Raw genomic sequence first — 13,474 nt, 5'->3', positions numbered from 1 at the left:
TGCTATTGCCGAATAGAAGCCCGCACCGCATCACGTTCGCGGGCAAAAAAATAAAGACGGGGGTTTAGTTTGGCCGACAAACGCGCACGTGCGCCATGGCAGGGATATATTCCTGCCATCACCACGCCCTTTGCAGCCGACGCGTCGTTTGATCGGTCTGCGTTCGCACAGCTTCTCGAGTGGCTTCATGCCGAGGGAATGCACGGGCTCGTAGTGGCAGGGACGACTGGCGAATGGCCGGTCCTGTCCGATGCTGAACGCGCGGACCTGTTCGCCGCGGCGGGGCAGCAACTCAGCGGCAAGCTGCCGCTTATCGCGGGCTGTTCGGACTACACCGCCGCGCGGGTTCTGGCGCACGCCGCTGCCGCGCATCAGGCAGGCTTCGACGGCATTCTCGTGACGCCGCCGCCATATATCCGGCCGAACGCCGCGGAAATCTACGAATTCTACGCTTCGATTTCCGAACATACGCCGCTGCCCATCTGCGTTTACAACTGGCCGCCGGGAACGGGTATCGACATGGAGCTCGAACTGCTCGAGCGCCTTGCCACCCTCGAAAATGTGGTCGCCATCAAGCAGTCGACCAGCGACCTGCGCCGCTTCGCCCAGACCTTTTTCGCGCTCAACGATCAGGTCCGCGTTTTCGGTCACAGCATGGACGAACACGGTCTTGCTCTTCTGGAAGCGCGCGGCGGTGACGGCACGATGGGCGCCGGCGGCGTTCTCGGCCGGACGCATGCCGACTTCTACAACCACCTCTGGGCGGGCGAGATCGACCAGGCCCGGGCCTGTGGTCAGAAGGACCGCCTCATCCTCGACGAATGGTACACCAAGGATCTGGTCGGGCGCTTCGGCTCCGGTCCGGCAATCCTGAAGGCCGCGCTCAACGCCCAGGGTCTTCCCGGCGGCTACGTGCGCCGCCCGCTGTTCGATGTTGAGGGCGACCATCTCGCCGATATCCAGGAAACGCTGCGCAAGCTAGGAAAGCTGTAGCGGCAGGCGCGCCGGCTCCTTCGGGGCGCCGCCCGGAACGATGGGAGAGCCGGACATAGCACCTGAGGGCAAGGTTGATGCGCTGGTGATCGGCGGCGGGCTGATCGGCTGCGCGGCCGCTTGGCATCTGGGCCGCGCAGGCGCCTCGGTGCTGCTGCTCGAGGCCGGGGACCTCAACCGCGGCGCCTCGGGTCAGAATGCCGGCTCGCTGCATTTCCAGATCGAGCGGCGCTTTCTTGAAAATGGGGAGGCGCTGGCGGAGCAGGCGGCACGGGTCGTGGCGCTCAACAATCTCGCCATCGAGGACTGGCGCGGACTCGAAGACGCTCTGGACCGGGACCTTCACATCCACATGTCGGGCGGGCTGATGGTTGCCGAAACGGCCGAGCAGGCGAGGCTGCTTGAGGCGAAGGCCGCCCGCGAACAGTCCTACGGCCTGTCGACCCGGCTGGTCGACGGAGACGAGGCCCGCAGTATCGCGCCCTATCTCTCGGACGCCGTTCTCGCCGCGAGCCACGCTCCCGACGAGGGGCATGCCGACCCGCGCAGCCTGACGCCTGCCTTTGCCGAGGCTGCGGCCGCTGCGGGCGCTGCCATCGCATTGCGGGCGTCGGTGACCGCGATCGAACCGCGCGCGGGCGGGTTCGACATCGACTATGAGCAGGGGGGGAGGGGCCACCGTGTCCGCACCGACCGCATGCTCGTCGCTGCGGGTGTCTGGACTCCTGAAATTTGCCGTCTCGCCAATTTGCACATGCCGCTCTTTCCGGTCGCGCTGCAGATGAATGTCAGCGAGCGCGCGGCGCCGTTCATGCCGCATCTGATCCAGCATGTCGGCGCGCGGCTGTCGATGAAGCAGGCGCATGCCGGGAACGTCCTGGTCGGCGGCGGCTGGCCGTCGCGCCTGCGCCGGCGGGACGGGTCGTTCGACTTGGCGGCGAGACCTGACCTCCGCCCGGAAAATCTCGCGCCGAACCTTGCCGTGGCGGCCCGGCTGGTGCCGGAGCTTGCCGAGCTCAATCTCATTCGCACATGGACCGGCAAGACCGCCGTCAGTGCAGACCAGCTTCCCATTGCCGGCGAAGTGCCCAGCATGCCCGGCTTCTGGGTCGCCGGCGGCGGCTCCGCCTTCACGCTCGGGCCCACGCTCGCGCGCCTCGTGGCCGAGGAGATGGGCGGCGAGCGCCAGGACGCTCTGCAGGTCGTGTCGCCCGCCCGGTTCGAACATCTCAACAGCTTCATGGGTTGATCGTCATGCGCATCGGACAGGAGGAAGAGCGCGGGCCCCGTATCTCGCTGGTCGTCGATGGCCGCGATGTCGCGTGCCATGCCGGCGAAAGCATCGCCGCGGTTCTTCTTGAGGCGGGCGTCACGCATTTCCGCACCAGCCGTACCGGCACCCCGCGCGCACCCTGGTGCAACATGGGCACATGCGGCGAATGCTATGTTCGCATAGACGGCCGCCGCCGCCGCGCCTGCCTGGTGGCGGCGCAGCGCGGCATGGAGGTCGTCACCGATGGCTGAGGCGCATGAGATGGATGTCGCAATCGTCGGCGGCGGCCCGGCGGGACTCAACGCCGCGCTCGTCCTCGCTGGCGCGGGGGCCTCGGTGTCGGTCATCGACGAGCAGGCGCGTCCGGGCGGGCAGATCTTGCGCCAGCCGCCGACAGGGTTCGCGGTGACCGATTGGCTGACCGGGCGACCTTATACCGGCCTGAAGCGCGATCTTGCCGCCTTCGAAGATAGCGGCGCTACATGGCGCGGCGGCCGCTCGGTCCTCTCCATTCAGCGGGCGCCCGAAGGCGCGCGCCGAGAGGATTCAGGCGGGGCAGGCGCGTTCGACCTCGTGACGGCGGGCGGCGAGGGCGCCGCGACCTACCGCGCGCGCCATGTCCTCGTCGCGGGCGGCTGCCAGGACCTTGCGGTTCCCTTTCCAGGCTGGACTCTGCCCGGCGCCATGACCGTCGGCGGCCTTCAGGCCTTCGTGAAAAGCCAGCGCATCGTTCCCGGCGGCCCGGTGCTCCTCGCCGGCACGCACCCCCTCATGCTGGTCCTCGCCGAGCAGCTGCTCGAGGCGGGCGCCCGGATCGCCGGCGTCGTCTTCGCGCAGGGAAGAGCGAGGTTCGCCGGGCGTCTGGGGCGCGGTCTCCTCGGCGCGGCATCGGGCGCAGGCAATCTCCTTGCCGGCGCCGAGGCGATGGCGCGGCTCGTCCGCAGCGGCGTCGATGTCCGCTTCGGCGATCCGCTGACGGGCCTCTTGGGCCGCGACCGGGTCGAGGCCGCGCGCTTTGCTTCCGGCGAGGTCGTTCCCTGCGGCCTTGTCGGCACCGGTTATGGTTTCGTGCCGCAGGCCGAGCTCGTCCGGCAGGCCGGTGCGAATGTGCGCCCGGCGGGCCGTGCGGGCGGCTGGGCGGCCGCGGTGGACAGCGGCTTCCGGACCAGCGTTCCCGGCCTTTACGCCGCCGGCGAGACGGTCGGCGTTGCGGGCGCGGAAGCGGCGCGGCTGCGCGGGCGCATCGCGGGAGGCGTCATCGCGGACGCTCTTGGGCGTCGCCCCGTCGGCGATATGGCGAAGGCCCGCAGCGACCTTGCGAAGGTCGAGCGCTTCGCCGATCTTCTCGACCGCATCGCCGATCCGCGGCCTTATTTTCCCGCCTTGCCCGCCGAGACCTTCGCCTGCCGCTGCGAGGATGTCAGCGCGGGCGAGATCGAGAACGCGATCGCGGCCGGCGCCGGAACCGCGGACGCGGTGAAGCTGCGCACCCGCTGCGGCATGGGCGTCTGCCAGGGCCGCAATTGCGAGCCCACCCTCCTTCGTCTGCTCGCCGCCGAGGGGTGCAAGGACGATCCCGGCTTCGGCGCGCGCTTCCCGGCACGTCCCGTCCGTATCGGCGACCTCATCGACTAAGTTGCACCCCGCGCAACAACCCGCCGTATCATGTGCGCTTGCTGCACGGGGTGCCGCCTCTAGGGTTTTGCCCGAACCGAGGAGAGGAACCGCCCATGTCCGACCAGATAGCTCGTCCGAAATTCGAAGCCGACCATGTGTCCTGGACGGTCGCCGATGCCGATGCGGTCGCCGCCTTCTACAAGGAGGTCTTCGGCGCCGAGGAACTGTTCCGCATGGGCCCGATGGACGCCGCCGACATTCCCGCGGGCGAAGATGGCCGCGACTGGATGGAAAGCCATGTGAACGTGGCGGGCGCTAAGCTGACGCTGATCATGCTGAAGCTCACAGAGACGCTGAACTTTCAGCTCGCCCAGTATGACAAGCCCGCCGACCGGCGCACCGAGCTGCCGCGCAACTGCGATGCCGGGGGTCACCATCTCGGCCTGCGCGTTGCCGACGTTCCCGCGACCATCGCCTATCTCGAGGCAAATGGCTGCAAGGCGATGGAGACCATCGACATCACCGAGGGGCCGCTTGCCGGCAAGAAGAACGTCTACGTCCTCGATCCCTTCGGGCACCAGCTAGAGATCGTCGACTGAGCCCGCCGTCGTCCATCAGGAGAATTCCATGACCAGCAAGCGCATCAACCCCGCCAGCCTCTACGAGAGTGTCGGCTACGGCTTTTCCCATGCGACCGTCGATACGAAGGGCGGCACGGTTCACCTCTCGGGCCAGGTCGCCTGGGACAAGGACTATGCCGTCGTCGGCGGTGACAATCTCGGGCTGCAGGCACGCCAGGCGCTGAAGAACCTGCGCGAGGTGCTGGAGGCGTCGGGCTCGGGGATCGAACAGTTGCTGCGCCTGCGCACCTATATCGTCGACCATAACCCCGAAAAACTCGGCATCGTCTCGAAGGAACTGGCCGATTTCTACGGCGACGTGGTCCCTGCCGCCAATACGGTGGTCGGTGTCCAGGCGCTCGCGCTGCCGGACTTCCTCGTCGAGATCGAGGCGACGGCGGTCCTGAAGGATTAGCGGCTCAGCTGTCGTCGCCCTGGTGTTTCGCCGCCGCATAGTCGGCGAAGACCGGACGGCTCATCTGGAACAGGTCGCCCGTGCGGGTATACCAGCCCGCCCCGTGCATGCGGCCAATCAGGCCCAGCGCCGGACCGTCGACATGCAGGCGGTCGGCGTCGACGAAACGGTCGTCGATCCTCATATGCACGACCTCGCCGAGGACGATGCTGCTGCTGCTGCCGGTGGGGACGATGGTCTCGTACAGGCGACATTCGAAGCTGACGGGTGCGGACGCGATCTGCGGCGGCGCGACCACGGCCGACGGGCGGGGTTCCAGGCCGGCGGCGGCGATCTCGTCGAACTCCGGCGGTGCGTCGATGCAGGTGAAATTCATTGCGGCGGCGTCGTCCTCGCTCACCAGGCTGATGGTGAACTCCTGCGTCTCGGCGATATTGGCCGCGCTGTCCTTCAGGCCGCCGCCCGCACGACCGAGAAAGCCCAACACGATCAGGGGCGGGTCCGCCGATACCATGTTGAAAAAGCTGTAGGGTGCGGCGTTCAGGGTGCCCGCCTTGTCCTGCGACACTACCCAGGCAATGGGGCGGGGAAGGATGGTCGACGCCATCAGTTTGTAACGGTCCTGGGTCGCCATTTCGGCGAGCGCGAAATCCATTCCGGGCTAGTCCTTCGTCTCGTTCGTCATAGTCGCCGTCATCGGCGCGACAGCGCGCTGAGGCCGTTCGTCGACCTGCAGGCGGAAGACGTCGGGCCGTGCATAATGGCCGACGACATCGAAATCATATTTTCCGCGCACGACAGCGCGCTGGTCGATCTCGGCATAGAGAATGGTCTCTCCTTCGTAATGCGGCCCGGCGAGCACTTCGCCCAGCGGTGCGACGATCATGCTGCCACCGCGCATCAGGACGGTGTCGGGATCGTCACCCAGCGCGCAGTCGGCATCTTCGGGGAAGGCGCCGCGGCGGATATGCTGGCAGGAGGACAGGACGAAGCAGCGCCCCTCCAGGGCGATATGCTGCATGCTGGCTGCCCAGCCGTCGCGGTCGTCGGCGGTCGGCGCACAATAGATCGTCACCCCCTTGTCGTACATCGCCATGCGCAGCATCGGCATGTAGTTTTCCCAGCAGATCACCGCACCGATCCGACCCAGCGGCGTGTCGAAGACGGGCAGGGTAGAGCCATCGCCGAAGCCCCAGATCAGCCGCTCGGCTCCCGTCGGCATCAGCTTGCGGTGCTTGCCGGCAAGGCCCGCCTTTCCGTTGAAGAACAGCGCCGTGCAGAACAGCGTGCCGCCGTCTCGCTCGATCACCCCGATCACGACGAAGCTGTCGGTTTCCGCTGCGGCCTCTGCGATCAGCGCGACTTCGTCGCCGTCCAAGTCGATCGCGCTGTCATGATAACGGGCGAAGTCCTCTCGGCCCTCGGGCTTTCTCATGCCGACCGGCGTGCCGAAGGATGCTCCCTTCGGATATCCGCCCAGAAAGGCCTCGGGAAATACCATCAGGCGGGCACCGTTCTCCGCAGCTTCGCGGATAAGGCCCGCCGCCTTTTCTGCCGACGCGAGAGCATTTTCGGGAATGGACGCCGCCTGGACGACGGCTGCGCGGTAGGTGCCGGTCATTTCGATCTCCTTTCGGGAGGGCTTGGCTTAGCGGTTTGACGCTAACGGGAATATATTTTAAGTCTATAATAAATTCGGTACGGGGATCATCACCGGGAGTACGTCATGGGAACCGAGAATTTCGATCAATATCGGGAGGATACGCCCGGGCGTGCGAACGTTGCCGACACGCCCGACCGCGTGGCCTATTACCGCCAGTTGCAGGAACTTGGCACCGGGGCGCTCTGGAACGTCGCCAACAAGATCGAACCGTGGGAGCCTGTGTCCTCCTCCGTTCCCATGCTCTGGCGCTACGAGGATTTGCGCGGCCATGTGCTGAAATCGCTCGATCTCGTTACGCCCGAGGAAGCGGGGCGGCGCGTCGTCTATCTCGAGAATAAGGGCCGCGCCGATGTCGTCGCGGCCGTCGGCTGGCTTTATTCGGGCCTTCAGACCATGGCCCCCGGCGAATGCGCATCCAGCCATCGTCACAGTGCCTCGGCGCTCCGGTTCATTATGGAGGGCTCAGGTGCCTTCACCAATGTGGACGGCCAGAAGATGACGCTGGGTGCCAATGATTTCGTGCTGACGCCGAACGGCACCTGGCACGAGCATGGCGTCTCGGAGGATGGCACCATCTGCATCTGGCAGGACGGCCTCGACATCCCGCTGATGAACGCGCTGGAGGCCAATTTCTACGAGGTGCATCCCGATCTTCAGCAGGCCGTGTCCTATCCCGTCGATGCCGCCACCGGGACCTGGGCGGGGGCCGGGCTTCGTCCGGCGGGCGAGCAGTGGACGAAACGCTATTCGCCGCTCCTCAAATATGAGTGGGCACCGACTTACGAGGCGCTGCAGAACTACGCCCGCGTCACCGACGGGTCCCCCTATGACGGGATCATGATGGACTATGTCGACCCCAATACGGGCGGGCCGGTCATGCAGACCATCGGTGCCAGCATGCAGATGCTGCGCCCCGGCGAGAAGACGAAGGCGCACCGCCAGACGGGCAGCTTCGTTTACCAATGCGCCAAGGGCTGCGGTTACTCTGTCATCAACGGACAGCGCTTCGACTGGAAGGAGCGCGATATCTTCGTCGTTCCGGCCTGGATGTATCACGAGCATGCCAATGCGTCCGACACCGAGGACGCCTGCCTGTTCAACTTCAACGACCTGCCCGTCATGCGGGCGCTCGGCCTCTACCGCGAGGAAGCGCTCGGCGAAAATGACGGGCATCAGCCGACCCTTTCCAACTGACTCTTTTTCCCAAGGAACTCTTATGCGTCTTGTCACCTATCGTGCCGATCTTACGGCCAGCGCCCGTCTCGGCGTCGTTGTCGGCGATCTCGTTGTCGACATGGAGGCTCTGGGCCTCGCCAGCGGCCTCGACCTTCCGTCCGACATGCTCGATTTCATCGACATGGGCCCGGCGGTGGTCACCGCCGTCAGCGCCCTCGTTGAGGACTGCGAGGGAGACTTTCCGGTCGGTTGCGCGCTTCCGCTTGCCAATGTGAAGCTGCTGGCACCGATCCCGCGTCCGCGGAAGAACCTCTTCGGTATCGGCCTCAACTATACCGAGCATGTCGCGGAATCGGCGAAGACGCTCGACACCTCTCCCGACCTGCCGCGCGAGCCCGTCATCTTTACGAAGCCCCCGACCTGCGTCATCGGGCCGGGCGACGCTATCGAGCACAATGCCGCGATCACGCAGCAACTCGACTGGGAAGTCGAACTCGGCGCCGTCATAGGTCGCCGTGCGAAGGGCGTTTCGCGTGAGGACGCGCTTTCCTACGTCTTCGGTTACACGCTCGTTCTCGACATGAGCGCCCGCGATTGCCGCCGTGCCGGCCAGTGGGTCTATTCGAAGGGGCAGGACAGCTACGCGCCCATGGGGCCCTGCATCGTCACGGCGGACGAGATCCCCGATCCGCAGACGCTCGACCTGAAGCTGTGGGTGAACGGCGTTGAGAAGCAGAACGGCAATACCGCCTATATGCTGTTCAAGGTCGATGAACTCGTCGCCGACATCAGCAAGGGCATGACCCTCGATCCCGGCGATGTCATCGCCACCGGTACGCCGGCAGGCGTTGGTGCGGGCCGCGATCCGCAGGAATTTCTCTGGCCGGGCGACGTCGTCGAGGCAGAGCTCGAGAAGATCGGCCGCATCCGCCATCCGGTCGTCGCCGTCTGAAACCCGGCATCATCTAGTTTTGATTGAAAGATTCGTGGCGGCCCGTTCCCGCTTGGGCTGCCGGGCGGCTCCCTCCCCTTAAGTCAGCCGCCCCTTTGGCGAAGGGACTGTTCGTCCGCCTCTCCTCAGCAGGCGGCGGACAGTCCCGGCCGGATGTCCTCGGGCCAGGGGATCGGCCGGTGGGTCGTCAGGTCCATGCAGACCAGCGTGCCCGTAGCCGACAGGCGCGCTTCCTCGCCGCAGCTGACATCGTAGCGCACCTGGCAGCTTGTGCGGCCCAGCTTTTCCACCTCGATGGCGATATCCAGCTCGTCGCCCAGGCGGCTGGGCGCGGTAAAGGTAGAGGCGATGGCGACTGTCGGGACGCCCAGCTTCCGGTCCAGATGCAGACTGGCAAAGGTCGCACCCAGCCCGTCGGCGAACCAGGCTTCCACCGCGCGGTTCAGCATTTCGAAGTAACGCGGGTAAAAGACGATACCCGCCGGGTCCACATCACCGAACCCGACCAGGGCCCGCGCTACGAAATTCATTTTTCCAGTCTTTCCCCTATGGACGATTTCAGGTCCGCCAGCAGGTGGAACAGCTCCTCCTGCCGCTCCGGCGCGAAGCCGCTGAACACGGACCCGATCCAGTCATGATGCGCCTTGGCCAGTGTCGCGAAGCGTTTGCGGCCCTCTTCCGTCAGCGCCACGATCGTGGTGCGCCGGTCGTTCTCCGCCGGGCGGGTCGATACCAGGCCCTTGTCGGACAACTGCCTTACGACGGCGGTCACATTGCCGTTCGACACCAGCAGCGCCTTCGACAGCTGCCCCATCGTCTGGCCGTCGGGATGCCGTTCCAGCGATGCCATCACGTCGAAGCGCGGAAGGGTCGTGCCAAACTCCTCCGTGAACATCCGGCGGAGTTCCTTCTCCACCGTCATGGTGCAGCTCAGCATGCGAAGCCAGACGCGGACTTCCATCGGCCCGCGTCCCCGGCCGCCATATTTTTCCTGCATAATCCGTCTCCTCCGGGGAGGAGTTCTACCCGCAGGTGTCACGCGCGGTCAGCCTCTATCTGTTTTTGCGCCAGCCGCGTCTGCTGCTGCTGGCCCAGCCGATAGGCGGGCGGGACATATTGATCGCTGTAGCCCGCCTCTGCTGCGGCGTGCAGCGTCCAGGAGGGAGAAACCAGATGCGGCCGGCCCAGCGCCACCATATCGGCGCGTCCCGCCATCAGGATCGAATTTACCTGATCCGAATCGGTAATATTTCCAACCGCCATGGTCGGAACGTCGGCTTCATTCCTGACCCGGTCCGAAAACGGCGTCTGGAACATGCGGCCGAAGACCGGGCGCGCCTCGGCCGAGGTTTCGCCCGCGGATACGTCGATCAGGTCGGCGCCCGCCGCCTTCATCGCCTTTGCGATCTCGACGGCGTCGGCCGCCTCGATGCCGTCACTGCCCGCCCAGTCGGTGGCGGAGATGCGCGCCGCCAGCGGCATGTCCGATGGAATCGCCTCGCGCACCGCCTCGACGACGCGCAGCGGAAAGCGCAGCCGGTTTCCCAGGCTTCCGCCATACTCGTCGGTCCGCTCATTCATCAGCGGCGTGATGAAGCTCGACAGCAGGAACCCGTGACCCACCTGCAGCTCGATCATGTCGAAGCCGGCGTCCACGGCGCGCTTTGCCGCCGCGACGAAGGCCTCCGTCACCCTGTCCATTCCGGCTTCGTCCAGTTCCTCCGGGACCGTGCCGCCTTCGCGCCATGGCCGGGCGGACGCCGACGTCAGCTGCCAGGGGTCGGCAAGCGGCTCGTCATAGCCTCCGGGTACCGCGCAGGCGCCGCGCGCGCCGGCATGGCCGATCTGCGCGCAGATCTTTGCGGCCGAATTTTCATGCGCGAACTCGTTGATCGTGCGCCATGCCTCGACCTGGTCGTCCGCCCACAGGCCGGGGCAGGCAGGCGTGATGCGGCCTTCCGGTGTGCAGGCGAGCATCTCGGTCAGGACCAGCCCCGCGCCGCCGAGCGCGCGTGCGCCGTAATGGACCTTGTGAAATTCGCCGGCGTGACCGTCGGCGTCCGCGGCATAGGTCAGGACGGGCGACACCGCGATGCGGTTGGGAACGGTCAGCCCGCGCAGGGATAGCGGCGCGAACATGGGCTGCGCGGGCGCACTCTCGTCGCCGGCAGGGCTCGTCTCCCAGAACCAGCGTTCGGCGGTCTTCAGCCAGGCTTCGTCGCGCAGGCGCAGATTCTCGTGGCTCACCCGCTGGCTGCGCGTCAGCAGCGAATAGGTGAACTGCGGCAGGTCGAAGCCGATATAGCGCTCCACGCTTTCGAACCACTCGGTCGAGTTGCGTGCGCTGTTCTGGATTTTCAGCACCTCGACATGCCGCTCTTCCTGATAGTCGGCGAGCGCCTGCTGCATCCGGCCCGTTTCGGCAATGCCCGGTCGGTTCAGCACCTCGGCCAGCTTGATCGCATCCTCCAGCGCCAGCTTCGTGCCCGAGCCGATCGAGAAATGCGCCGTATGCGCGGCGTCGCCCAGCAGCACGACATTGTCGAAATGCCAGGTGCCGCAGAGCACGCGGTTGAAATTGATCCACGCCGCTGAACCGCGCTTGTGCGCCGCGTTGGTCAGCAGCGCTTCGCCGTCCAGGTGCCGCGCGAAGATTCGCTCGCAGGCGGCGATGGCGTCGTTCTGGCTCATCTCGTCGAAGCCGAGGCCGCGCCAGGTCTCCTCCGAACATTCGACGATGAAGGTCGAGTGGGTCTCGTCGAACCGGTAGGCATGCGCCCAGATCCAGCCCGCATCGGTTTCCTCGAAAATGAAGGCAAAGGCGTCGAACAGCTTCTTCGTGCCCAGCCAGATGAACTTGTTCGCGCGGGTTTCGATATCGACGTCGAGCCTTGCCTCGTTGGCGCTGCGAACGCGGCTGTTCACGCCGTCCGCCGCCACGATCAGGTCGAAGTCGGCATAGGCCGAGAGATCCTCGTCGAATTCGGTCTCGAAGTGCATCTCGACGCCCAGCTCGCCCGCGCGCGCCTGCAGGATCTGCAGCAGCTTCTTGCGGCCGATGCCGATGAAGCCGTGCCCGGTCGAGACGATCGAGCGCCCTTCGACGTTCACTTCGATGTCGTCCCAATGGGCGAAGCTCTCGGTGATCGCCGCGGCGCTTTCGGGGTCGTTGGCGGTCAGGTTGCCGAGCGTCTGGTCGGAGAAGACCACGCCCCAGCCGAACGTGTCGCCGGCGCGGTTTCGCTCGAACACGTGCACCTCATGCTCCGGATTGCGGAGCTTCATCGAGATGGCGAAGTAAAATCCGGCGGGGCCGCCCCCCAGACAGGCAATACGCATGCAGGCCTCCTTTTGTTTTATACTTAAAATAATATGGTACGGTCGGCAAGGGGGGGGGCACTGCGCGCTGCCGGACATGTCAGTCCAGATTGTCGTACAGGCGGTTCAGCAGCTTCAGGAGGTTGGTGAAGTCGCGCTTCGAAAAGCCGCGAATGACCTTCTCGTAAAAGGGGGCCGTCAGCCCGCGCGCCTCGCTCAGCTTGCTTTCGCCGAGACGCGTCAGCGCCAAGTCGGTGACGCGCCGGTCGTCGCGGCTCGGCACCGTCGTGATCAGGCCGGCCTTCTTCATGCGCTCGGCGAGGCGGCTGAGCGTCGAGATGTTGATGACCGCCGCGCGCGACACCTCCGCCGTCGGCCGCGGCGACTGCTCGCCCAGCACCATCAGCACGCGCCAGGTGGGGATATCGATGCCGATGCCGCGCAGTTCCGAATCGATGGCCGCATTGTACCGGCCGACCGTGCGGTTCAGCAGGAAGAACGGATAGGCCTCGACCTCGAAGTCCGGCGAGCCGGGGTCCCCGCGTTTCCGCGGATCGTCAGCCATCAGGTCCCTTTCAAGGTTAAAAACAACTTGCAGATGCAAGTTTGATGCTCCACGCTCCTTCCATGTTCGAGGGAATGTGAGGAGGATGCAATGGCCGTTTCCACTACCGATGTCCTGGCGACCTGCGCGCGGCAGATCGCGTCAGGCGAGATCCGGGTCGTCGACCTGACGCAGACCCTGTCGGAGGACACGCCGACACTGGTGCTGCCGCCTGAATTCAACCAGTGCGCCGGCTTCAGCCGCGAGGAACTCTCCCGCTACGACGAGCGCGGCGCGGCCTGGTACTGGAACAACTTCACGGTCAGCGAGCATACCGGCACGCATTTCGACGCGCCCATCCACTGGTTCAGCGGCAAGGACCTCGAGGGCAATGCGGTCGACGAACTGCCGGCACGCGACTTCGTCGCCCCCGCCGTCGTCATCGATTGCTCGAAGGAAAGCGCCGAGGACGAGGATTTCCTTCTAGACCGCGCGCATCTTGAGGCCTGGGAGGCCGAACATGGCCGCATTCCGGAGGGGTGCTGGGTGCTGATGCGGACCGACTGGTCGAAGCGCGATGTCGATTCCTACACCAACCGGCGCGAGGACGGCGCGCATACGCCCGGCCCCAATGTCGCCGCCGTCGAGTTTCTCGTCAACGAGCGCAAGGTTCTCGGCTTCGGGGTCGAAACCATCGGTACCGATGCCGGGCAGGCGCATCTGCTTGATCCGCAATATCCGGCGCACACGCTGTTTCACGGCGCGGGCCGCTACGGGCTCCAGTGCCTCGAAAATCTCGACCAGCTGCCGCCGACGGGTGCGGTCATCATCGCTCCGCCGCTGAAGATCGAGGGCGGCTCGGGCAGCCCCTTGCGGGTGCTGGCGCTGGTCGCGGGCTGATTT

15 protein-coding genes are annotated in these 13,474 nt (G+C 65.8%); 9 read left to right on the top strand and 6 right to left on the bottom strand.

The genetic code is table 11. From position 1 onward, the window contains the following. Nucleotides 1–69 precede the first annotated feature (69 nt). The 6 genes from KCN53_RS11160 to KCN53_RS11135 all read left to right on the top strand — a co-directional run bounded on the left by KCN53_RS11160 (nt 70) and on the right by KCN53_RS11135 (nt 4,918). Complete coding sequence (locus KCN53_RS11160; RefSeq protein WP_088712366.1) at nt 70–993, top strand: dihydrodipicolinate synthase family protein; 924 nt, start codon at nt 70–72, stop codon at nt 991–993. A gap of 40 nt (nt 994–1,033) precedes the next feature. Further along, on the top strand, nt 1,034–2,242 hold the full coding sequence (locus KCN53_RS11155; RefSeq protein ID WP_088712367.1) for an NAD(P)/FAD-dependent oxidoreductase: 1,209 nt from the start codon (nt 1,034–1,036) through the stop codon (nt 2,240–2,242). A gap of 5 nt (nt 2,243–2,247) precedes the next feature. After that, complete coding sequence (locus KCN53_RS11150; RefSeq protein ID WP_088713423.1) at nt 2,248–2,517, top strand: (2Fe-2S)-binding protein; 270 nt, start codon at nt 2,248–2,250, stop codon at nt 2,515–2,517. After that, nucleotides 2,510–3,901 (top strand): FAD/NAD(P)-dependent oxidoreductase, encoded by a 1,392-nt coding sequence (locus KCN53_RS11145; RefSeq protein ID WP_088712368.1) that lies wholly within the window; start codon nt 2,510–2,512, stop codon nt 3,899–3,901. The genes KCN53_RS11150 and KCN53_RS11145 overlap by 8 nt, the downstream gene beginning before the upstream one ends. A gap of 95 nt (nt 3,902–3,996) precedes the next feature. Then, the gene (locus KCN53_RS11140; protein WP_088712369.1) at nt 3,997–4,482 is read left to right on the top strand and encodes a VOC family protein; all 486 of its coding nucleotides are present in this window, start codon (nt 3,997–3,999) and stop codon (nt 4,480–4,482) included. Between the two features lie 28 nt (nt 4,483–4,510). Continuing rightward, nucleotides 4,511–4,918, top strand: coding sequence for a RidA family protein (locus KCN53_RS11135; protein WP_088712370.1), 408 nt, complete (start codon nt 4,511–4,513; stop codon nt 4,916–4,918). 4 nt (nt 4,919–4,922) lie between these two features. Here KCN53_RS11135 and KCN53_RS11130 read toward each other — a convergent pair whose 3' ends face one another. Continuing rightward, nucleotides 4,923–5,573: a flavin reductase family protein gene (locus tag KCN53_RS11130; RefSeq protein WP_088712371.1), complete on the bottom strand. Its 651-nt coding sequence runs from the start codon at nt 5,571–5,573 to the stop codon at nt 4,923–4,925. Nucleotides 5,574–5,579: 6 nt separating this feature from the next. Continuing rightward, complete coding sequence (locus KCN53_RS11125) at nt 5,580–6,539, bottom strand: carbon-nitrogen hydrolase family protein (RefSeq protein ID WP_088712372.1); 960 nt, start codon at nt 6,537–6,539, stop codon at nt 5,580–5,582. Nucleotides 6,540–6,644: 105 nt separating this feature from the next. Between KCN53_RS11125 and KCN53_RS11120 the strand changes: the two genes are divergently transcribed. Together KCN53_RS11120 and KCN53_RS11115 are read left to right on the top strand one after the other, a co-directional pair. Then, nucleotides 6,645–7,775, top strand: a complete 1,131-nt coding sequence (locus tag KCN53_RS11120; RefSeq protein WP_088712373.1) for a cupin domain-containing protein — start codon at nt 6,645–6,647, stop codon at nt 7,773–7,775. A 22-nt stretch (nt 7,776–7,797) separates the two neighbouring features. Continuing rightward, nucleotides 7,798–8,709 (top strand): fumarylacetoacetate hydrolase family protein, encoded by a 912-nt coding sequence (locus KCN53_RS11115; protein ID WP_088712374.1) that lies wholly within the window; start codon nt 7,798–7,800, stop codon nt 8,707–8,709. 125 nt (nt 8,710–8,834) lie between these two features. On the opposite strand, the gene KCN53_RS11110 is transcribed toward KCN53_RS11115, so the two are convergent. From KCN53_RS11110 to KCN53_RS11095, 4 genes are all read right to left on the bottom strand, one after another. Beyond that, entirely contained in the window at nt 8,835–9,239 is a 405-nt protein-coding gene (locus KCN53_RS11110) for an acyl-CoA thioesterase (protein ID WP_088712375.1), read from the bottom strand. After that, the gene (locus KCN53_RS11105) at nt 9,236–9,706 is read right to left on the bottom strand and encodes a MarR family winged helix-turn-helix transcriptional regulator (RefSeq protein ID WP_088712376.1); all 471 of its coding nucleotides are present in this window, start codon (nt 9,704–9,706) and stop codon (nt 9,236–9,238) included. Before KCN53_RS11105 ends, KCN53_RS11110 begins: the two co-directional genes overlap by 4 nt. Nucleotides 9,707–9,744: 38 nt before the next feature. Next, nucleotides 9,745–12,048 (bottom strand): bifunctional salicylyl-CoA 5-hydroxylase/oxidoreductase, encoded by a 2,304-nt coding sequence (locus tag KCN53_RS11100; RefSeq protein ID WP_088712377.1) that lies wholly within the window; start codon nt 12,046–12,048, stop codon nt 9,745–9,747. Between the two features lie 79 nt (nt 12,049–12,127). Beyond that, nucleotides 12,128–12,592: a MarR family winged helix-turn-helix transcriptional regulator gene (locus KCN53_RS11095; RefSeq protein ID WP_088712378.1), complete on the bottom strand. Its 465-nt coding sequence runs from the start codon at nt 12,590–12,592 to the stop codon at nt 12,128–12,130. A 90-nt stretch (nt 12,593–12,682) separates the two neighbouring features. Between KCN53_RS11095 and KCN53_RS11090 the strand changes: the two genes are divergently transcribed. Next, nucleotides 12,683–13,471, top strand: a complete 789-nt coding sequence (locus tag KCN53_RS11090) for a cyclase family protein (protein ID WP_088712379.1) — start codon at nt 12,683–12,685, stop codon at nt 13,469–13,471. The last annotated feature ends 3 nt before the right edge of the window (nt 13,472–13,474 follow it).

It is taken from the genome of Pacificimonas aurantium, from assembly GCF_020092905.1.
GTDB lineage: Bacteria > Pseudomonadota > Alphaproteobacteria > Sphingomonadales > Sphingomonadaceae > Pacificimonas > Pacificimonas aurantium.
This window is presented reverse-complemented; position numbering and strand designations above follow the sequence as displayed.